Genomic DNA, 21,257 nt, shown 5'->3' with positions numbered 1-21,257 from the left:
ACAGCCTCAGGCTGGCCTGCTGGATGGGCTGACTGAACGGGAACCCAAATTGTAGGACATTGCGCAACGACACGCATTGGTGTGTCGGCGCACGCGGAAGAATGCACCCCTCGCATTCAAATTCCAAGCACGACGCGTCACCGGAGGCTCGAAATTATCTCGACCCCACGGGCCGGATCTCCTCCTTGAAGAGTTCCCTCGTCAAACCCAGCACGTAGCGCCCGATGTAGAGCACTCCAGCCAGAACCACGACCCACGTCCAGCGGCTCTGCGTGAGCAGGTCGCCCAACCATCGACCCGGGAGCCCTCCCTCCTGTCCCATGGCAAGGTGATCCCCGTTCTTGAAATAGAGGAAGCCCTCGAGCGCGATCACGACCATGGCCACACGCATCAGCATGGTCACCATGCGCCTGGCGACCTGAACCGCACGCCCCACGCTCCCCTGGAAGCCCATGACACGACGTCGCAGATAGTCATTATCGAACTGAAAGTTCTCCGCAAGCTGCATGCCGACCTGCACCAGGTCGGAGAGGTTTCGCATCTGCCCCATGGACTTCATGGAGACGGCGCGCTCGATGGCGCGACGCTGCGAGGCCCGAGCGTAGTTGCCGAGCTCCTTGATGCAGCTGAGGCCCCGATCGAGGATCTCCAGCGTTCGATCGAGCGTCTGTTCCGCAAAGTGCAGTCGCGTCAGGTCCCACGACGCAGGCAGACGGTACAGGCCTGCGCAGACCTCCAGCCGCAGCATCGCTGCGCTGAGCGACTTCTCTGAGTACCAGCAACTCTTGATGTATGTGCGCGAGGTCCAGACCTTCAGTGAGCGCATGACCGCAGTCCTCATTCCACTGAGGTCCTTGCGCGGGAGCGGCGGCCCCATGGACAGGAAGCTGTCGCAAACCTTGGTGTAGTCCTCAGCCACGAGCGCCTGGCAGAGCATCTGGTACTGACGCACGACGGTTGTTTCGAGCGTCCCGATCGTGTTGAGCGTGAGCAGGGCAATCCGGTTCCGGCGCAAGAGCAAGACGTTCCGCGGCAGGAGTTCCGTGTAGAACATGTTGTGCTCGAACAGCAGCTCGAGGCGAGCCTGGAACAGGCGCCGACAGATGCGCGGCGGATTGATGCCATTCTGCTGCATCCATAGAGCGACCCCCTCGCGATCCTGACGGAGAGCGACATCGAGGTCCTCGACGCTCACCCCGCGGATGTACTCGGAGACCAGCAGGCGCTCGCCCGTGTAGCGGCGGTGAAGCCGAGGCACGTAGATTCGCCGCGAGCGCAGGATCTTGCTGATGCGTCGGACCTCAGCCTCCTCGGTGCGAAAGTCGAGCTGATCGTCCGTCGCCTTCTTGACCTCGAACATCAGCGCTTTCCAGCGAAGATGCGGCAGGATCCCGAAGCGTTCGAACAGCCCCAGGAAAAATTGCATGTGCGCCCAGTCGGTCTTGGCTCGCTGCACCGCATCCGGCGGACGCACCCGGACCACCACCTGGTGCCCACCCTCCTTGAGGCGTCCCAGGTGGAACTGGCTGAACGCCCTCGCATTCATGGGGCGCTCATGAAGCTCGTCGAACACCTGATCGACCGTGGCGCCGCGCTTCTGGAGTTCCTCGTCGATCACCTTGCGGAGCACACCCATGGGCACGGGCATGGCGCGATCACGCGTCAGCGAGAGTTCTTGGCACAGCCCTGCTCCGAGGAGGTCGACACGCAGCGATGCCATGCGCGCCATGACCACCCACATGCCGCCCATTCGCTCGACGAACCGGCGTACATAGCGACCATTTTCCCGCGAATCGTAACGCCCTCGCCCGAACGCTGGCCATAGCCGGATCGCGAGGACACGAAAGGCCATGACCAGGAAGAACCAGCCAGCGACGAACAGTCCCCCAAAACCGCTGACTGGACGGGAAAACTCCGACTTCTCGGCCCTGGCCCGCACGTCGGCCTGGAACCGCAATGGCGTCGGCGCCCACTCTTCTTTGAATTTACGCGAGGCCATTGCTGTGTGCCTGCCTCTGCCGCTCAGCGGCGGTCCCCTTCCGGGCGAGTCGGTTCGGGCTCCTCGAAGATGCCCCTCATCAAGGTGAACTCGTGGACCGTGTACAGGGCCACGAAAGTGCAGAGCAGCCAGAACGTGCTCGAAAGACGCGGGATGCGCTCGAGCTGGGCGTACACCCACTGCCCGCGGAGTGCCCCGAACGCGTCGAAGTGCTGGTGAGCATAGCCCACGATGAGGACCAGCGCAGAGAGCAAGGCGGCCCGGGCCAGGAGGTGGAACACCGTGAATCCAACGTGCGTCGCTTTCGAGATGTATCCCTCGAACGGGAGGGCGCGCTGCCGCAGGTATTCACCTTCGAAATAGGCATTCTCGGCGAACTTGGTCAACATCCCTCCCTGCTCCGCCATATTGGCGAGCTGGGCGCGCACCAGCTTCGGATCCGACCTCTTCTTGTTCTGCTGGCGCCCGCTCTCACTGCGCACGTGCTGCTGTGCGATCTTCAGGAAGTCGATGTCCGGCACCAGGAACATCAGCGACGCGTCCAGGGTGGTGCTGGATCGGGTGACACGCAGGAAATCCCATGCAGCCGGCACGCCGTGGCTCGCGAGCACATTCGCCGTATCGCCGAGCAATCGGCTCAGCGACTTCTGGTGGTAGGGCAGCGCCTTGACCTTCACCAGCGACTCGAACTCACGGAAGAGACGGACCACGTCCTCCTTGGCCTCTGTCAGATCTTTGTTTGGAAGCGGCGGAGCGAGCAGGAGGAACATCTCCGCGACTTTGCGGAAGTCCTTGTCCCCCATTGCCTTGTAGAGCAGGCGGAACTTCTCGAGCTGCGAGCGGTCCGACGTCGCGACCGAGCCAAAATCGATGAGCGTGATGCGGCCTTTGCGCATCACCAGGATGTTCCCTGGGTGAAGGTCACAGTGATAGAGGTTGTCCTCGAAGAGCTGTCGCAGGTAGGAGAACCACAATCGCTTGCCGAGACGACTCGCAGAGATCTGGTTTTCCTTGAGCCACGCGCGTGCGCGGTCCGGATTGGCGACCACGGTCTGGATGTACTCGGACATGTACACCCCGTGCACCATCTCCATCACCAGCACCCGATCCGTGCAGAAGCTCAGAAAGACCTTCGGCACATAGATCTTGTGGTCACGGAGATTCTTGCGCATCCGTCGCAGCGACGTCGCCTCCTGGCGATAGTCGAGTTCCTCGAGGATTGCGCTCTCGACCTCCGTGTACATCTCCGACCAGCGGGACTCCGGGCTGAATCGGATGAACGTCAAGAATCTCACGAGACGGCGCAGGAGAACGAAATCCTTCTCGAAGCTCGCCTTGGCGTTGGGTCGCTGCACCTTGACCACGACCTCGACGCCATTGTCTTTCAGGCGCGCGCGGTGCGCCTGTCCGACCGACGCGGCGGCAAGAGGTCGATCATCGAACTCCACGAAGATGGAGTCGATTGGCGCGCCCAGTTCCTCCTCGATGATGCTTCGCGCGTAGTGTGCCGGAAATCCGTGCGCTCGATTCTGGAGGCGAGAAAGCTCGTTACAGAACGCCTCGGAGAAAAGGTCCCGGCGCATGGCCAGAATCTGGCCAACCTTGACCCACAGCCCGCCCATGCTCTCCATGAACAGGCGCACACGCAGCGCATATTTCTCCGGGTCGGCGTGGACGGGAGCCAACGAAGGCCACAGCCGCGCGACAATGGCACCGCCCGCAAGGCCGAAGAAAAACGAGAGGATTTGAAAGAGGCGCTGTCGAGTGGGAAGAGAGGGCTCGACGATCTCGATAGCCTTACGAGGCTGATTCGGGATGAGCGGAGTCGGGATGAGGCTCTTCTTTTGCATCCCGAACGCTCGAGCAGGGCACGTGGGGCGATTGGACCGAGACGCCTATCCGAGCCCCCACAACTTGGCGGCGCGGCGCCCCTTCTTGCGCGGGCGCTGTCGCACCACGACGATGAGAGGCCTCACGTTGTCGCCGATCTCCCCGCTCGTGCGCAGCTGCTCGACGGTCTCCTCCACCCGTCGTAGCAGGCGGCAGGGCTTCCCCTTGCTCAGGCTGCGGACCTGCTTTCGGCTCTTCTTACCCAGGTCAACAATAATCGGTTCTTTGCCACCCGCCTCACCAGTGGTTCCAGGCCGGGTTGCGGCCTTGATTGCTTCGGTGGCTTCGACATCGACTGCCATGGGTACCCTCCGTTTGCTGTGAGCCCTTGGATGCTCAGGGTTCGAGGTGCCGTGTCCCTGCTCGCTTCCGAAAAAGTAAGGCTCACTATGTTCAAACTGCTATTTCAAACGAGTGGAGGCTAACCAGCAGGGACGTTCCTGTCAACTTGGGCATGAACGGAAAATCTGGTGAAGTATAGTTGGGAGGGGGTGGCATCAGGGCTGACTAGCCTCAGGATGAGGACAACCGATGAAGCTGAGAACAATCAAAGCCAAGAAGCTCCCGAAGTCTGTAAAGCGAATCACAATCCTCAAGACCCTGGATCAGCCCGCGCTCGGCGGCGGCCTGGGTCGCATCGAGGTGAAGCGCAAGCGCAAGAACAAGAAGCAGAGCAAAGGCCTCACCCGCATCCTCGAGCGGCTCGCTCGCGGCCAGGCCAAATCGAGCGCCAAGACTGCCGAGGCGTATCTCGACCGCCACCGCAGCTCGAACAAGAAGCGTCGCGACGGCTGGCTGCGCGACCTCAGCTACAACCTTCTTCGCGCCCGCCGCAAAGGCGGAAAGGCTTTCAAGCTCTCGGATGCTCTCGGCTGAGCACCGATAGCACCTGCGCGGGTACGGACCCCCAGCGGTTGGTCACCTGCGCTCGTTTCGCCACCACCTGACAGCATGCCCCACGTGACGTGCGCCGAAGCGCGGTGCTCTCGTCGACGTCCGCCTCGAAGGGGAATGGCAAGGCGTCGTCGCCCTGGAGGCCCTGGGACGCGCGCCCCGTTCACTTGCATGCAACGTCGGCGTCTTCGAGGAGGTCGACGAACCCCTCCAGGAGAGGGGGGCTACCTCCAGAAACAGCAACGCGGTGGCAGCCGATCCATGGAATCGGCCAGCACCGCGTGTCGAGCGGCCCATCCCGCTCCGCGTAGGTCAGTAGTCCGAGTCTTCTGCTTCACCCGCCGGCGCGGCCGGTGATTCCTCGGACTCTTCCTCTTCTTCCTTCTTACGCTTCTCGGGGCCTTCCGGTAGCTGGGGCTTGCTCCCGACGCCGCTGCCAGGCTCGCCGCGCTCGTTGATCCACACCATCGTCCCGCGGATGGTGATGCCGCCGCCGTCGAGGCGGATGAAGCCGCCAGGGCCGCGGATGGTTGAGTCGGAACTCTCGCCGACCCACTCTTTACCGGCGAGGTGATGGATGTCGCCGCCAACCGCGAGGGCCGCGCTGCCTTGCACCTGCTCCTGACGAGTCTTCTTCACGACGAGGCTCTGCTCGCCGTCGATGCGCTCGGCGCGGTTGCCCTTCACCTCCAGGTGCACGTCGCGCTCGACGGTCTCGTGCTTGTCCTTCTTGGTGACGATGTCCTTGTCCTTGCCGACCCAGCTCTGGCGGTTGTTGCTGGTGGTCTCCTTCTCGTCGTTCTTCACGAGCTTCTGGCGGTCGTGAACGATGGTGGAGAACTCATCGTTGATGACGAGGCGGTCGCGGTTCTTCTGGGCTTGCTGCCAGACCAGCTCCTGGCCCTTGAGGTCCTCGAACATGATCTCGTTGAAGCCGTTCGAGCCCATGGACGAGTCGCTCTTCCAGGTGCTGCGGGTCTTGTCCTGCGGCAGCTTGTAGGGAACCTGCTGGGCGGCGTTGTAAACGCGACCGACGATGATCGGGTGGTCGGGATCGCCCTCCAGGAAGGCGACGAGCACCTCCTGGCCGATGCGCGGGATGACCGAGGTGCCCCAGCCCATGCCGCCCCAGCTCTGGCTGACGCGGACCCAGCAGGAGCTGTTGTCGTCGTTCTTGCCCTCGCGATCCCAGGGGAACTGCACGCGGACGCGACCGAACTCGTCGGTGTGGATCTCTTCGCCCGAGGGGCCGACGACGGTGGCGCTCTGTAGGCCGCGGATGATGGGCTTCGGCGTGCGGCGCAGGGGGCGGTAAGGGGCGTCGGCGAAGACGGCGCGGGAGGTCATCTCGAAGTTGCCGGTGTCGGAGCCCTCGATGGTGCTCTCCAGGACCAGCAAGCCACGCCCTTCGCCGATCTCCGGGTGCGGGTGGTGGCTGATCGAGAGCACCGTCCCAGGGCCGACATCGAACGTATTCGAGCGGAAGCTCAGCTCACGGATGCCGACGCGCTCGCCTTCGAGGCCGCGGGTGGCGAGCTCCTTGCCGAGCTTCGGATCGTGCCGCGCGAGGCCCTTGTCGTCGGCGACGGGTGTCGCGTCGGGACGCCCCGTCTCGGCGAGGAAGGCTCCAGCGTCGTAGTGGTACTGCTCGTAGCGCGCCTCGGGGCCCTCGGCAGGCGGAGCGTCGCCGAAGAGGGCGAAGTCCGGGTTGCGCGGGTTGTAGTCGCGGGTGACATAGCCGCCAGGCTTCACTTCGCGGCTCAGGCGGACTTCCGTCGCGAACTCCTGCTCGGCGGACTCGTTCGGCTCCTCGGAGTACGGGATGACGCCGCTGCGCTTCTCGTTCGCCTGGATGCGGTCACCGAAGGTGAGCACCGACGGGTCATCCTTGCCACCGGTGAACGTGAAGGCGATGCCGGCCTCTTCGAGCAGGCGGCACATGAAGTCGTAGTCGGTCTCGTTGTACTGGACCTTGTAGTTGAGCTTCGGGTAGGTGCCGCGATCGATGCGCCAGCTCGCGGTGATGTTCCACTCGCCGAGCAAGCTGTCGATGATGTCGGGGATGGAGAGGTGCTGGTAGATGCGGTTGCCGGCGCGCTGGTTCAGGAGCCACACGCGCGGCACGATGCGCAGGTAGTAGCTGGAGATGCCTTCGTCTCCATCCGTCGCTTGCAGCGCGCCCACCTGCTCGATGAACGAGACGATGCCGGACCATGAGCGGGCACCACCTCCGGCCACGTGCGCGTAGCCGGCTTCGAGGCGGAAGGTCGCGGGCTCTCCGACGATGCCGGCGAGGTCGAGGCTGTGGTCGCGAGACCGGATCCAGAGCGAGACCGTGAACGGTGAGGAGACCGCCTGCTGCACGGCGAAGCGCCGCACGGTGAGGTCCCGTGAGCCAGAGGCGAGGGTGATCTCGAGGGTGGACACGGCTTATCCTTCCGTCCTTTCGAAGTGGAACGTTGCTGCCGAATGGCAGGCTTTCGCGAGGCGAATCAAAGGCGACGGCACGGGGTCACTTCTTGGGCAGTGCGGGAGGCTGAGCGCCCGCGGGAGGGTCCTTCACGACGACCTCGATCGAGACGTTCTCCTCACCGTATTCGTCATTGACCTCGGCGATCCAGTCCATCAGCTCCTTCACCTTGGGCACGCTGGACTCGATGTTCTGGTCGCCTTCGGCGTTGGAGCCGGCGAGGATGATGCAGCCCTCCGAGTGGCTCGGGTAGTTGCCGGTGTGGATCAGGATGTCCGAGAAGTTGGGGACGTCGAGCAGCTCCACGGCCTTCCCCTTGTGACCGGGGACGTTGCGGTTCCGCTTGCTTCCCGACTTCACGCGCCCGACGTAGGTGCCCGCCGGAACGGGGTACTCTTTCTCGCCGTTGCCGGACTTGAGGTCCCGTCTCCCGGGGGGCTGCTCCGTGGTCGAGCCGGTGATCTTCGCTTTCGACTCCCCCTTCAGGCGGGCGTCGAAATCGCCGGGCGTCCCCAGGTCGTGGTAGTTGTACTTTCGCGTGACGGTGATGAGGATGACGACCTTCTTGGGGCACTGCTGCTTGTCCGACGTGCACTGAGGGTCGGACTGCGCCTTCACGGCGTCGAGCGCTCCCTGCGCTGACTCGGCCGTCGCCATGGTCAGCTCTCCTCGTCCAGGAGCACCGCGTCGTCGTCCAGCGGCAGCGCGTCATCGCCCGACAGCCGCGCCACTCCGGCCCGGCACACGGCGCCGATCAGCACCGACGCATGCTCGGAGGCACCGTGGGCACGCCGGCGCTCTCGCTCGACCGTGACCAGCTCGCCCATGAGTTCGGGACCGAGGGCCAGCTCCATCGTGACGTACTTGCCCTGGTCACGCTCCCGCGTGGCGCCGAGGAACTCGGCGCGACGGACGCTGCTGCGGATGAAATCGCGAACGCCGACCGCGCCCAGTGCGGCGCACTCGTCCGGATAGAACTGGCTCAGGATGCACGTCAGCTTCGCTTCGAATCCCTCGAAGGAAACTTCGCGGAGCGCCTGCGCTTGCTCCACGCGCACCCTGAGCGCAGCGCTATGCATCGTGCCGGCCTGCGAGCACGAGCGGGAGGGAGACGAAGGCGTGATCCTTCGCTTCGACGAAGATGGCGGTGAGGTCCGCGGACAGGGAGCTGAGCTGGGCCTGATCGCACGTCCCCCAGAACACCCGCAGCACGCCGGGATCGTAGAAACGGAAGTAGACGCGCTCGCCGGACTCTTCGAGGTCGACCATCAGGAACCTGCGCCAGTGCCGGCGCACCTCGACGAAGGGCTCGTCGCTCGTGCACCAGATGCCCCAGCGCTTGCCCCAGCCCTCCAGGACGAGGCGGTCGAGGAGCTGCGAGTCGGGCTGCATGGGGCCGACCAGGTAAGGCGCGATCTCCTCCATGACCTCGCCCTTCAGCCCGTCGTAGAGCGACTGGAGGCGCTCCACGTGCTCGCGGAGGATGCCCAGGATCCGGGTGTCGCGGGCGCCGTCGACCACGGCATAGAGGGGCGCCTCGGCGGCCTTCTGGCGGAGGGTCGCGAGGGCACGGTGCGCGGCGTCCAGGCGGACCTCCTCGCGGGCGCGCTCCTGCTCGCTCAGGACCTTGCGCGGGGGCTTCGAGTTGCCCTCGACGTAGACCATGAAGTCGGTCGCGCCGGCCTGGATCCACGAGCCGTGCGGAACCTCGGCCTCGGTGACGCTCTCGCCACCGAGCCGGGTCCCGGAGATGCTCTCCAGATCGCGCACCGAGCAGACGCCGTCACGCCAGGCCAGCTCGAAATGCGCGCCCGACATCTCGCTGTCGTGGCCGACGATGAGATCCGCGAGATCGGTCCGACCGACCGTCAGCGCGTCGCCGGAAGCGAGCGCCGTCTTGGTCCCGGCCAGCTTTCCCCAGCGGACCTCCACGATCAGCCGGGGGGGATTCACGCGTCCCTCCCCGATTTCTCGCGGGCGGCCTGCTCGGCGGCCTTGCGCTCGCAGTCCTCGCAGAACGGTTTGTCCGTCTTCAGCGAGGTCGGGTTGGAGCCGATGATCACCGTCGGGCAGCCCGAAGCGATGACCCCGCCGTGCGACGTGGGGTCGCCCTTCCGGGCTGCGTCCTGGTAGCCGATGATCACCGTCGGCTCACCCTTGACGATCGAGGCCCCGCAAGCCTCCAGGTCGGTGACCCGGGCCTGGCGTTGGAAGCCGACGATCACCGTCCCCTCGCCGGTCGCGTCGACGTTCGGCGGGTGGAGCGGGCACACGTGCCTGTCTGTGATTCTCGCTGCGGGAGGCATCGCTAAGTCTCCTCTCTCCTCTGGGCTCGCGACGTCACTGACCGATCAGGGTCTTGCTCACGTCATCGACCTCGGCCTCGATCGCCTCGGCGGGCGCCTCGGGGCTCGAGCCGTTGCCGCTCCCGGCACCGCCGCCGCTGTTGATGCGAACGACCTTGCCGCGGATGACGATGCCGCTGCCATCGATGCGGATGAAGCCTCCCGGCGCCTTGAGGGTGATGTCCTCCGCTTCGAGGACGAGGGCGCCACCGGCCTTGATGTGGATCTGGTCCTCGACCGCGAGGCCGTGGTTCTCGCCCACGTACTCGTGGCGGTTGCCCTTCACCGACAGCGACTGGTTGCCCTCGATGCGCTGGTTGCGCTTGCCGAAGACCATGAGGTGGCTGCTGCCCTCGACGCGCTCGCGCTTGTCTTGTCGGACGACGATGTCCTGGTCCTTGCCGACGAAGACCTTGAGGTAGCCGAGCGTCTTCTCGAACTCGTCGTTCTGGACCATCTTCTGGCGGTCGTGGCCGACGGTGATGGTCTCGTCGTTCTTCACGAGGCGGCGGCGGTTCTTCTCGGCCTGCTCCCAGACCAGCTCCTCGCCCTTCTTGTCCTCGAACATGATCTCGTTGAAGCCACCACCGCCGAGGGACGAGTCGCTCTTCCACGTGGAGCGGGTCTTGTTCTCGGGCAGGCTGTAAGGCACGGCCTGCTTCGCGTTGTAGACGCGGCCGACGATGATGGGCTGATCGGGGTTACCGTCGAGGAAGCCGACCAGCACCTCCTGACCGATGCGGGGCAGGACGATCATGCCGTAGCCCGTGCCGGCCCAGCCCTGGCTCACGCGGATCCAGCAGGAGCTGTTGTCGTCCTCTTTCCCCTCTCGATCCCAGGGGAACTGGACGCGCACGCGCCCGAACTCGTCGGTGTGGATCTCCTCGCCCGCGGGGCCCACGATGGTCGCCGTCTGCACGCCCTCGATCTTGGGCTTCGGTGTCTTCTGCACGGGGCGGTACGGGGAGTCGGCGAAAACGGCCTGGCCTGCCATCGACCACTCACCGCCCGGCGTGCCGTCCATCGAGAACTGGGTGACGAGGAGCCGCGCGCCCGACGACAGCTCGGCATGCGGGTGGCTCTCGATCGAGATGATGTGGCCAGGCCAGAGGTCGACGGTGTTCGTCGCGAAGGGCACGAGGCGCTTGTCGCCACGCGTGCCGCCGAGGAGGCGCCCGGCGCGGCCGGTGCCGAAGCCCTGCTCGTACCGCGCGGCGCCCTTGTCGTCGGCGACCGGCGTGCCACCACCGCCGCCACCTTCGACGAGGAAGGTGCCGGGCTCGTAGTGGTACTGCTCGTACTTGTCCTCGATGCTGCCAGCCTTGGGGGCCTCGCCGAAGAGGGAGAAGGCAGGGTTGCGGAAGTCGTAGTCGCGGATGACGTGAGCGCCGGGGCGCACCGCATGGGCGAGGCGCACGTTGGTGACGTGCTCGGCCTCGGTCAGCTTGATGGCGTTGTCCACGAACGGGAGCGCACCGCCCGCGCGCGGCTCGGCTGCCTGGAACTCGTCGCCGAAGATGATGCCGGCGCCGTTCCGGTCTTCCTCGGGGAAGACGTAGGCGATGCCCGCTTCCTCGAGGAGCCGGCTGAAGAAGGAGAAGTCGCTCTCTCCGTACTGGACGCGGTACTCGAGCTTGGGGTAGCGGCCGCGATCGATCTTCCACGTCGGCGACACGTCCCACTCGCCGAGCAGGCGATCGATGATGTCGGGGATGCTGAGGTGCTGGAAGATCCGGTAGTTCCGCCGCTGCGTGAGCAGCCAGAGCCGCGGCACGATGTTCAGGTAATAGGTCGAGAGCTGCTCGCCGTTGCCCGTGGGCTGGACGGCGTGCACCTGCTGGATGTTGCGGACGACGCCGCTCCAGAGCCGCGCACCGCCGAGGCGGTTGTGCGTGTAGCCGCTCTCCACCTTCAGGCTGGCGCGCTGCCCGACGATGCCTTCCAGGTCAATGCTCGGGCTTTCCGAGCGGGCCCATACCGACACCGTGAAGAGGTTCGAGATCGCCTCTTCGACGGAGAACCTCCTCACCGACAGGGAGTTCTCGCCGTTCGCGAAGCTGAGCGTCAGAGTCGCCATCGCACGCTGCCTCCTGGAGCACCCCTCGTCGCTCGTAGCGCAAGAGAGGGGCGCTGGATGAATAGCCGCGCGATCCTACAAGGAGACTCTTCCTGCGCACAAGGGACGGCGGTGTCTGTCTTCGAGGAGAAATGGCGACATGCGTCAGCGCACGAATGGGCACCAGATTCAGCGGCAAAATCCTCTTCGGCTCTACTCGATGTGTGCGACGGCTCGCGCAATGAGGTCGATGACCGCGCGCTCGGAACTCTGCAAGAAGAAGTGATCACCAGGGAACATGTGCCGAGAAAAATCACGCTGCGTGTGCATGCGCCACGCTTCGAGGGCGGTCTCGGACACGCTGACGTCGGCGAGACCGCCGAGCGCGGTGATGGAAACGGGGAGCGGCGCGTCGGACGCGGTGCGCCATGACTCGCTGAGCTCGAAGTCGGCCCGGAGGATGGGGAGGACCAGCTCCATCAGCTCGGGTTGCTGGAGCACGGCTTGTGGCATGCCTCCGAAACGACGGAGCGCCGCCACGAAGTCGGCGTCGGGCAGCGCATGGAGCGGCTCGTCGGTGTCGGGGAGGCCGGGGGCCTGGTGCGCGGACGCGATCAAGAGACGCGGCAACGACGCTCTGGCTGCATGCAGCGCGCAGGTGACATCGAAGGCGATGAGCGCGCCTAGACTGTGACCGAAGAAGGCGAACGGTGCGCCGGACGCGGCCTGGGTGATGACGGGCAGGAGAGCGTCGAGGAGCGGGGTACGCCGGGTGAGGAGCGGCTCCTTGAAGCGGGTGCCACGTCCAGGGAGCTGCACGGCCAGCACCTCGATGTCCGACGGCAACGCCGTCGCCCAGGATCGGTAGCTGCCCGCGTTGCCTCCGGCGTGATGGAAGCAGAACAGGCGCAAGCGAGGGTTCGAGACGGCGCGAAAGCCGAGTAGCCAGGGGCTCTTCGCAGCTTGCTGGAGGCGCTGGGTGCTCATGGGGGTGGTGTACCTCCGTTGGCGAGGTGGGGTCGATGCCTCTGCTTCCCGGACACGCTTCACTCCACCTCGATCACGCTCCCCGGATCGACGACCTCCACGGTACCCGTCCACTGGCAGGTGCAGGTGGAGTCGGCGGTGAGCGCCGCGTGCTGGCCGACCTTGACGAAGCTCGCTCCAGGCGACCACGGCGCGGTCACCAGAGGAACGCAGGGCATCGGGGTGAGGACCCCTTGCGCGGCCGCGGTCGCTGAAGCGACCTGCGGGTTGGCCTGCGTCTGGCACATCCCGAACGTGGCCACGTTCAACAGCGGCTTGTGATCCATCACCGTGGCCGCAGGCTGCTCGTCCCCGCGGGCCTCGGAGGAAGGGAGCACGGTCAGCGTGGCCTGCGAGGTTCCCTGACTGCAGCGGAGCCTGGCTCCATGGACGACGAGGCACGGCATGGCTTACGTCTTCTCGCTCGGGCCGCGCGTCGACGACGACTCCTCGACAGGCACCTCCGGCTCGGGGACCGCGCTGATGGCCACGGTCTCGCGCTGCCGCGCCGTGACGCGCGGGGCGGGACGCGCATCGGACCACAGCGGCGACCCAGGAGGAGCGGCCGGCCTCACAGAGGGCGGCGCCGACGGAGACGAGGGCGCTGACGGCGCGAAGGGCATCGGCCCGGAGGAGGGGGCGCCGTCCGGCAGATCGGCCGTCATGCCCAGATGGACGGGCGCACGAGCCACCGCCCCCGTCGTCGACTGCTGCCGGAACCGCTGGCGCACGTCCTCGATCACCGCGGGCGTCGGCCAGTGCACCGCCTCCGTCGGCAAGGACAGCGCTCCGGCCGCCACCAGCCGCGGGAACGCGCCCTCGCCTCGGACGGGCATGTAGCCACGCCACGTCACCGACACGACGCCCCGATCCACATCGACGCGGAGGGTGTCGGCCGCGAGCTGCACGACCTCGGGCGGTGCGTCGGGCGCCCAGACCAGACACCGCGCCGAGAGCCCTGGCAGGCGTGCCTCGACGCGCCCGCGGTCCGGGCCGAAGCCTTCGAGGATCAGCACCTCGTCACCGCGTAGGAAGCCGGTGATGCGCTGATCGGGAGGCACCGCCATGTAGTACGCCCACGAGAAGCTGGCCGGGAGCGAGGGGAGAGATTGCCGGAGCCCCTCACGCTCTTCCGACGACACCGTCCGCGCTCTGGACGCCCACAAGGGAGAGATGGGCCCGAAGCACGCTGCCACGCTGGGGTCGTCGGGGTGGACGAGCCGCGGTGACGGGTCACCCGGGCCATGCCCGACCCCCACGGGATTGTCGGCATTCCCTGGCCCTCCGCGCGCATGCTCGTACCGCAGCGGGACCCGCACGAGCCCATCCGCCGCGCCGCCCGCGTCGCCATCGCCCCGCACCACCAGCCGCTTGTCGACCAGCACCTCCGGAGACGTGCGGCCCGGATGGAGCCGGTGCACGCTCAGGCGCACGGTCCCTCGACCTCCCCGCGGCACGACGGCATGACCCGTGAGCATCACCTCGGCAGAAGGAAGATACGGGACGAGATCGCTGGGGTCCTGGAGGCTCGACAGCGGCCCGTTGTGGTACGCATCGGTCAGCTGTACCGGGGCGGGGTCGGTGAGCGAGAGGCCGCCTCCGGGACGGAGGACGAACGACGCTTTGACGATCGTGGTGAGGTAATACGCGCCCTCGATCCTCCACCCCAGCGTCGCGCACCGGACCTGCCCCACGGCGAGTGGAGCGGACGGCCCCACGCCGAGCGCAGGAATACCTGCCGGCCCTTGCCCTGCCGCAGCGGGCCCTCGCGCCACGGGCCCGCACGCGCAGCTGGATGCCGCGGACTGCTGCACGACGGCTGGCGGCATCACCACCGCGGGCACCTGGGGCATCTGGGGCGCCTTTGGCGGCGCCGTCGGTACGGACGGCGCCGCTGCCTCGGCCACTGCGTGAACGACGGGCTCGATGCGCTTCGCCTCGGCAGGAGCACGCAGGTAGGAGGGGAGAGCCGCCCCCGAGGGCGCAGCGCCGGATGCGACGCCAGGCGGCGGCACAGAGGCCTCGACACGCTTCGCCGGTGGAGCTCCGAGCTTCGGTTCGAGCAAAGCCGCCACGCGCTTCCGGATGCCAGCCCCCGCGGCGTCGTCATCCAGCGCCCCAGGGACGGCCACGACCACCGCCCCCAGCCCCTCCAGCGCATCGACCTCGGTCGGCGCCTCGAACGACGGCGGCGCCCCCAGCCGTGCTGGCACGAAGGTCAGCCAGGCGGGCCAGGGGCTCAGCGAGCGCTCTTTCGCACGCGGCGTCTGGAAGCACGTCTCACCGAACGCCACGGTGGGTGCCACGGCCTGCACCAGCCCCTCGAAGGCCTGCCGCAGCAGGAGTGCCTGGCGCACCTCGGGATCCCGCCCGAGCCGAAGCTCCACCGAGAGCCCAGCGGACCCCGCCTCGCTCCCCTGGATCCAGCGGACGTAGAGATCAGCGAAGTGGGCGCCGTCCTTCCCGTTGAACAGCCGCGTCGCATGGGTGGGCTCTCCCGGGGGCCGCGGTCCGTGCCACTCGATTTCCCCCCCATCGAGCAAACGCGCCAGCGTCTCCTCGTCGTTCACGGGCACGATCTGGAAGATCTCGTCGTACCCGCTGAACAGGTCGAGCGTGGTGCAGCACGCTCGGAGCGCGAGCAGGAGCGGCCACAGCGCGGAGGCCAGTTCCGCCGCCGACGCGGGCGAAGCCGCACGGTTGGCGACGAGGCGGTGATGATTCTCGGGAAGCACATGCATGGAATCACCTCACCCCAGGCGGGCCCGATCGACGTCCGCTCGGCTCATGCTCAACCACTCTCTGGCCTCGTAATCGCCTGAAGCCGTGCGATGTGCATAGTAGCGGAGGTTCCAGTAGAGCACCGCCGGCGCATCGAACATCGCAAGGACGCGACCCGTGGCGTCGGCGAACCCATTCCCGCTCACGGCCGTGCGGAAGTGAGCCCCGAACGCCATGACCGAAGCAGCCCTGCTCTGCCGCCACTCCACGATCCCCTGCGCATAGGCCGCACCGGCATAGACGAGGTGACTCCATCGATCCGCCGGGATCTCGGCAGCATCGGACCCCCTCGCAGGGCGGGGATGCACGTGCTCCGTGTAGGTGAACTCGTTGGGCCCATGCATCGTGATGTCCACGTCCTGATACGGTGGCACGAGGGGCGCGCCGGGCTCGGTATAGGGCCCAGCCGAGCCCCACCCCAGCGTCCATCGCGCGGTGCCCGGGCCCCACCGCCAGTGCATGTGCAGACAATCGTGCGCGCAGAAGGGCGCCATGACGATCGGATCGAGGCGCATCCGCCCAGGATCGATGGCCACCCGATCGACGCTCCCCCACAGATAGTTGGGGATGAGGATGTGCGTGGCCGGAAGTCTCAAGCGAGGTGCCACGTGGATGTTGTCGAACTCCCCCTGGCGCGGCAGCTTGGTGACGCTCGTGAGATCGGACGGATACGTCGGCAGGTCGCGCACGCCGCAACTCGCAATCGTCCGCGTGCTGGTCAGATCGCGGCGAACCACGTGGAGGGGGCGTTGCCGGAAGCGCCTGTCCGGATCGACCTCGTAATGGGAGAACGTGCCCGACCAGAAGGGCTTGTACGCGTCGTCGGGGCCCGGCAAATCCTCGTTCATGTCGGCGACGAGCAAGGACTTGATCTCCTCGTAGGCGTTGCAGCAGGTGCCCTCCACGGTGCCATCCCCACGGTCCAGCACGGTGGTGGTCGCAGGCCGGGTCAGCCGCACCGACCCATGCACCGAGCGGAGCGGGACGGAGGCGCGCACCATGATCTGAGGGTAAAAGCGCGCCATGCCCACGAGGCCTCCCGGCTCGAAGTCGGCCCGCTCTCGGCAGGTGGCAAAGGAGAGCACCACCAGCACACGCGGAGCGCTCACCGTGATGCGCGCGCTCCCGCCGACCTCGGCTGCCGCCGGCCTTGCTTCCTCCACCTGGCGCATGAAATCACCCGCCAGAGCCCGGGTGAGCCACCGATCGCTCGCCTCGTCGGGGCACGAACCCGACCCGGCCATGTACTGCGAGATCGCCAGCTCACCGGGATCTCCATCCGGGGGCCGGTACGCCGACACGCCGTCCCTCGGGCCAGCGAGGTCGTAGGCGAACGCGAGCACCAGGCTGCTGTCGAGGTACGTTTCGAGCGGGAACCTGTGGCTCTCTCCTTGCCCCATCCAGCCGCCCGTGACCAGCCAGCGGCTGTGGAGGAAGTCCGGGGAGAGAGGCAAATCCAGCACCTCGCCGCCCGCCCGGACCACCCGGACGAAGGGCTGGATCGGACCGCCATCCTCCTCGTGGCCCCACACGATCGAGCGGGTGACGAGCTGGGTCTTGTAGCCCGTGTCCCGCACGCGGCACGTGAGGTCCGTCATGTGGTTCGGGGTGCCGCCATCGTGCGTCCACTTCCAGAGACGACGTGCTGGAAACGGTGTCGATGCCCGAGGAAGCGACGGTGCCGTGGGAGAGAACCGCCCGCTCTTCGGCAAAGCGCGCACGAACGGCAAGATCTGGTTGACCGTCAGTCGCTCGCGCGGCGAGCCAGATGCCCGGCACGCCGCCTTGAAGGCCACGGTGAGGGGGAGGGTGTCGAGCAGCAGAGAAAAGACGCTGGCCATGGTTGCAAAGGACCTCGGGCTGGAGAGCCGTGGACTACGCCTCGTGCGGCTGGTGCTGAAGCCTGTCCCCCCCGGGAATCCGGACCTCGACGAGTTCGAACCGGTCTCCCTCCACCCCGTCGAGCACGACCTCGTGATTGCCGTCGGTCTCTCGCTCGACGACCTCGCCGCTCGGCGTCGCGATGACCAGAACGAGCGGCCCTACGTGGCCCGGGGGAGGATCGACCTTGAAGCGCGCCTGACCGGGCGTGGCCTCCACGCTGTCCGGGCGCGAGCGCTGCGCGTTGCCCGGCCCCTTGAGCTTCACGGGGTTGCCCAGCAGCTCGGCGCTCTGATCGAGCGTGAGGGCGGCCGACGACGTGGTGAGCCGCACCGTGGCGCTCTCCACCTCCATCGCTTCGCCCACCCGGAGCTGCGTCTCGCCACGCTGCAGCGTGATCTCCTCCTTCACTGCCTCCACCCGGACCCGCGCGGCGCGCAGCGTGATGCCCTCGGGCGAGATCGACACGACCGACGAGCCACAGGTCAGCTCGATGCCTTTCGAGGACTGCACCCGCACCATCTCGGTCCCGACGAGGCGCAGGGCGCCGCTCGTCTGCACCGTCGCGTCGCTGATCATCGAGGTGCCCACGTACAGGTTCAGCCCCTCGCCGACCTTGAAGCCCAGCTCGGCGCCGACCGTGAGCTGCGCCCCCCCTTCCACACGCTGGAAGCGCTGGCCCCCCACGCTCGAATACTCGTCCCCGCCCACCACCGTGGACGACACCTCGCCCACCTCCACGCGGCGGCTCCCGTCCACGCGCAGCGCGTCGACCCCCCCCACCTTCACCGACCGATCCTGCCCGACCGTCTCTTCCTGATCCCGCCCCACGCTCACGTGCTGATCGTTCAGGACCACCTCCTGGTGGTTGCGCTGGGCCCGCAGCATCACCGTCTCGCTGCCCTGACGATCCTCGAACATCAGCTCGTTGTGGCCAGCCACCGACCCGGGCGACGACTGCGTGCGGATCCCGCTGCGCGTCGCATGCTCTGGCAGCGGGTATGGCGGCGCGTTCGCAGGGTTCGGCAGGCAGCCGAGGATGACGGGCTGATCCGGGTCACCACCCACGAACGACACCAGCACCTCCATCCCGAGGCGCGGGGTGAACTGGAAGCCGTACGTCGGGCCCGCCCACGGCTGGAGCACGCGGATCCAGCACGAGCTGCGCTCGTCGTTCTTTCCGTGCCGATCCCAGTGGAACTGCACGCGCACGCAGCCGAGATGGTCCGGCTCGATCTCCTGCCCCTCCGACCCGACGACCACCGCGCTCTCGACCACCTGCACCACGCGGCGCGGCGGGTACGGCGGTCTGCACAGCACACCGCTCGGCACCGCGAGCAGCTCGTTGCGGTAACGAAACGCCGCACCGATCAGGCTCTTGCCATGGTGCACCACGCGCACGACCGCCAGCCGCTCCCGCTCCTCCAGCACCTCGTGCCCGACCACCGTGAAGGTGCGCCCGGGCACGAGCTGCCTGCACACCGTCGTTCCGGCCACCGTGCTCGCGAGTGCCCGATGCTGCGCGAGCCGCGTCGCCGCAGCGCTCGCCGACAGCTCCAGCTCCTGGTGGTGCCCGTGCGGATCATAGTCCTCCAGTGGCCCTCCAGCAGCCCCTCTCGCCTCCACCGCCACACTGAGCACACCGCCGAGACGCGTCGGCACGCTCGCAGGCTCAGGCGTCGGCACCTGCCGCCAGAGCGTCGGCGCCGCCCGCTGATGATCGTAGGTCCGGAGCGTCACCGCCCCTGGCGCCACCCGCCGCAGCAGCCGCAGCGCGAGCACGTCTCCCCCCGACCCCTCGAGCGCCCCTGCATCGGGCCGGAACGTCAGCCGGTCCATGGGGGAGAGCGGCTGATAGAACGCCTCGCTGTCGGCGAGCACCAGCACCTCGCTTTCCCCCTGGTCCGCGCCCGCCGGGTGCTCGAACCAGAAGGCGATCCCCTCTTCCGCGAGCAGCCTGGCCACGAAAGCGAAATCGGTCTCGCCGTACTGGAGACAGTACCGCCGCGATGCATGGGTCCGAGAGAGCCGGGCCGTGTGGGCGATCCCGTGGGCCCCGAGCACCTCGGCGACGATCTGCGGCACGGTCATGGACTGGAACACACGGGTGTCCGTCACCATCGTCAGCCGCCAGAGCCGGGGCATGATGCGCGCCACGTAGACCCGGCGATCGGCGTGCGCGCTGACGAGCGCCACGTCTCCCACGACGCCATGCACCACGCGATCCTGCCCTTCGGAGGGCAGGGTCAGCCGAGCTCCTCGCCCGAGCGCGTCGACCAGAGGATCCCCGTCTGCCTCCGTGCGTAGAAAGAAAAGGACCTCCGCCTCGTACAGCGCCTGGATTGCCTCCGTCAGTCGGAAGGCGACGACGGTGATGTCGGCCTCCGGAAGGCCGCCCAGCGAGAGACGAAAATCGTGCCCGAACGCCGCGAACGCCGCGCCTCGTGACGCTTCCTCATCCTGAACGTCCCAGGAAACTGACTCGAACTCCATGGTGACGACGAGCACGCTACCGAGGGACATGCCTCAGCTCAAGCGAGCGCTGGGGCGAAGGACCTCCTCGACCGGTCATGCTTCCGGCGCTCGCCCTCGCCACCATCGGGTCGCGCCGTTCGACCGAGTCACGGCGCGGGGTACGAATCCTGGTGAGCCAGAAACACGCTGGCCCTATAGCCTCCCCGAGATGCCCACGCCGTGTGGCGTACGCCTGGGAGGAGTTTCACACACCATGCACATCGATGGCGACTGTCTGCCGGCCTTCACCCGCGTCAAAGATTCCTTCGCGATCGCCCTGGAGGCGTTCCCCACGCTGGGCGCAGCGCTGAGCGTGGTCCACGACGGCAACGTGGTCGTCGACCTGTGGGCGGGGCATGCGGACCAGGCGCGACAGCACCCGTGGCGAGAGGACACCGTGGTCAACACGACCTCCACCGGCAAGGGCCTCGTCGCCGCGCTGGCGCACCTGCTCGCCGAGCGGGGCCAGCTCGATCTCGACGCGCCCGTCGCGCGCCTGTGGCCCGAGTTCGCTGCCGAGGGGAAGGAGGCGATCACCACCCGCCAGCTCCTCGATCACACCGCGGGCCTCCCCGCCGTGCGCACGCTCCTGCCCCGAGGGACCCTCACCGACTGGCAGCAGATGACGGCCGCCCTCGCCGCCGAGCGCCCCTTCTGGGCGCCAGGTCAGCGCCACGGCTACCACGCCGTCACCTTCGGCTTCCTCGTCGGCGAGGTCCTCGCCCGCGCTTCTGGCGTCGACGTCCGCACGCTGCTCGCGCGCGAGATCGCCGGCCCCTGGTCGCTCGACTACCACATCGGCCTCCCCGCCGAGGACGACCACCGCGCCGCAGAAGTCGCGCCCTCCGTGCCGATCCCGGGCGCTCCGAGCAACCCCTTCGGCCCCCTCTCCGACGAGGACCGCCACGTCCTGCTCCTCGCCTTCGGCAACCCGCCCGAGCTGCGCGAGCACACCATCGTCAACGACCCGGCGTGGCGCAGGGCGCAGATCCCTGCCAGCAACGGGCACGGCAACGCCCGCAGCCTGGCGCGCTTCTACGGCGGCCTCGCCGCTGGCGGCATCCTCGACGGCGTACGCCTCTTCCAGCCCGAGACCCTCGAGAGCGCCGCCCGCGAGCGCGTCCGCGGCGTCGACGCCGTGCTCGGCCTTCCGGACAGCTTCGCCTCCGGCTTCATGCTCCCGAGCCCCATGCGCCCCTTCGGCCCCCCACACGCCTTCGGGCACCCGGGTGTCGGTGGAAACCTCGGCTTCGCCGACGCCGAGGCCAAGCTCGGCTTCGGCTTCGTCGTCAACCAGCCGCTGATCGCCGGTCTCGGCGGCGACCCCCGCTGGAAGTCACTGATCGACGCGGCCTACGCCTCATTGGGCTAGGGCTGCGCCTCCCTCGCCAGTCGCTCCAC

General features: G+C 67.3%; 16 protein-coding genes. 2 read left to right on the top strand and 14 right to left on the bottom strand.

The window, feature by feature from the left end; all coding sequences use genetic code 11:
* Nucleotides 1–154 precede the first annotated feature (154 nt).
* The 3 genes from CMC5_RS14765 to CMC5_RS44505 all read right to left on the bottom strand — a co-directional run bounded on the left by CMC5_RS14765 (nt 155) and on the right by CMC5_RS44505 (nt 4,191).
* Nucleotides 155–1,999: an AarF/ABC1/UbiB kinase family protein gene (locus CMC5_RS14765; RefSeq protein ID WP_082362497.1), complete on the bottom strand. Its 1,845-nt coding sequence runs from the start codon at nt 1,997–1,999 to the stop codon at nt 155–157.
* Between the two features lie 23 nt (nt 2,000–2,022).
* A complete protein-coding gene (locus tag CMC5_RS14760; RefSeq protein WP_218920268.1) occupies nt 2,023–3,684 on the bottom strand; it encodes an ABC1 kinase family protein in 1,662 nt (553 codons plus the stop codon).
* A gap of 210 nt (nt 3,685–3,894) precedes the next feature.
* Nucleotides 3,895–4,191 carry a DUF6200 domain-containing protein gene (locus CMC5_RS44505; protein WP_156338599.1) on the bottom strand — a complete coding sequence of 99 codons (297 nt, stop codon included), beginning with the start codon at nt 4,189–4,191 and terminating at the stop codon, nt 3,895–3,897.
* 229 nt (nt 4,192–4,420) lie between these two features.
* Between CMC5_RS44505 and CMC5_RS14755 the strand changes: the two genes are divergently transcribed.
* Nucleotides 4,421–4,765: a DUF6312 domain-containing protein gene (locus tag CMC5_RS14755; protein ID WP_050431030.1), complete on the top strand. Its 345-nt coding sequence runs from the start codon at nt 4,421–4,423 to the stop codon at nt 4,763–4,765.
* 330 nt (nt 4,766–5,095) lie between these two features.
* Here CMC5_RS14755 and CMC5_RS14750 read toward each other — a convergent pair whose 3' ends face one another.
* The 11 genes from CMC5_RS14750 to CMC5_RS14700 all read right to left on the bottom strand — a co-directional run bounded on the left by CMC5_RS14750 (nt 5,096) and on the right by CMC5_RS14700 (nt 19,865).
* Nucleotides 5,096–7,210 carry a type VI secretion system Vgr family protein gene (locus CMC5_RS14750; protein ID WP_050431029.1) on the bottom strand — a complete coding sequence of 705 codons (2,115 nt, stop codon included), beginning with the start codon at nt 7,208–7,210 and terminating at the stop codon, nt 5,096–5,098.
* 85 nt (nt 7,211–7,295) lie between these two features.
* A complete protein-coding gene (locus CMC5_RS14745; protein ID WP_050431028.1) occupies nt 7,296–7,910 on the bottom strand; it encodes a DUF5675 family protein in 615 nt (204 codons plus the stop codon).
* Between the two features lie 2 nt (nt 7,911–7,912).
* Complete coding sequence (locus CMC5_RS14740) at nt 7,913–8,332, bottom strand: hypothetical protein (protein ID WP_156338598.1); 420 nt, start codon at nt 8,330–8,332, stop codon at nt 7,913–7,915.
* The gene (locus tag CMC5_RS14735) at nt 8,325–9,206 is read right to left on the bottom strand and encodes a DUF4123 domain-containing protein (protein ID WP_050431026.1); all 882 of its coding nucleotides are present in this window, start codon (nt 9,204–9,206) and stop codon (nt 8,325–8,327) included. The genes CMC5_RS14740 and CMC5_RS14735 overlap by 8 nt, the downstream gene beginning before the upstream one ends.
* Nucleotides 9,203–9,559, bottom strand: a complete 357-nt coding sequence (locus tag CMC5_RS14730; protein ID WP_063796276.1) for a PAAR domain-containing protein — start codon at nt 9,557–9,559, stop codon at nt 9,203–9,205. Before CMC5_RS14730 ends, CMC5_RS14735 begins: the two co-directional genes overlap by 4 nt.
* 34 nt (nt 9,560–9,593) lie before the next feature.
* Entirely contained in the window at nt 9,594–11,675 is a 2,082-nt protein-coding gene (locus CMC5_RS14725) for a type VI secretion system Vgr family protein (protein ID WP_050431024.1), read from the bottom strand.
* Nucleotides 11,676–11,867: 192 nt separating this feature from the next.
* Entirely contained in the window at nt 11,868–12,641 is a 774-nt protein-coding gene (locus CMC5_RS14720; RefSeq protein WP_063796275.1) for a thioesterase II family protein, read from the bottom strand.
* 59 nt (nt 12,642–12,700) lie between these two features.
* Nucleotides 12,701–13,087 carry a DUF4280 domain-containing protein gene (locus CMC5_RS14715; RefSeq protein ID WP_050431023.1) on the bottom strand — a complete coding sequence of 129 codons (387 nt, stop codon included), beginning with the start codon at nt 13,085–13,087 and terminating at the stop codon, nt 12,701–12,703.
* A gap of 3 nt (nt 13,088–13,090) precedes the next feature.
* On the bottom strand, nt 13,091–15,421 hold the full coding sequence (locus CMC5_RS14710) for a DUF2169 domain-containing protein (protein WP_050431022.1): 2,331 nt from the start codon (nt 15,419–15,421) through the stop codon (nt 13,091–13,093).
* 9 nt (nt 15,422–15,430) lie between these two features.
* The gene (locus CMC5_RS14705; RefSeq protein ID WP_050431021.1) at nt 15,431–17,302 is read right to left on the bottom strand and encodes a hypothetical protein; all 1,872 of its coding nucleotides are present in this window, start codon (nt 17,300–17,302) and stop codon (nt 15,431–15,433) included.
* Between the two features lie 34 nt (nt 17,303–17,336).
* Nucleotides 17,337–19,865 carry a type VI secretion system Vgr family protein gene (locus tag CMC5_RS14700; RefSeq protein ID WP_050431020.1) on the bottom strand — a complete coding sequence of 843 codons (2,529 nt, stop codon included), beginning with the start codon at nt 19,863–19,865 and terminating at the stop codon, nt 17,337–17,339.
* Between the two features lie 205 nt (nt 19,866–20,070).
* Between CMC5_RS14700 and CMC5_RS14695 the strand changes: the two genes are divergently transcribed.
* The gene (locus CMC5_RS14695; protein WP_050431019.1) at nt 20,071–21,228 is read left to right on the top strand and encodes a serine hydrolase domain-containing protein; all 1,158 of its coding nucleotides are present in this window, start codon (nt 20,071–20,073) and stop codon (nt 21,226–21,228) included.
* Nucleotides 21,229–21,257: the final 29 nt, after the last annotated feature.

This window comes from Chondromyces crocatus (assembly GCF_001189295.1).
In the GTDB taxonomy this organism is placed as follows: domain Bacteria; phylum Myxococcota_A; class Polyangia; order Polyangiales; family Polyangiaceae; genus Chondromyces; species Chondromyces crocatus.
Note: the sequence above shows the minus strand (reverse complement) of the source record. Positions and strands in the feature narration are given on the sequence as shown.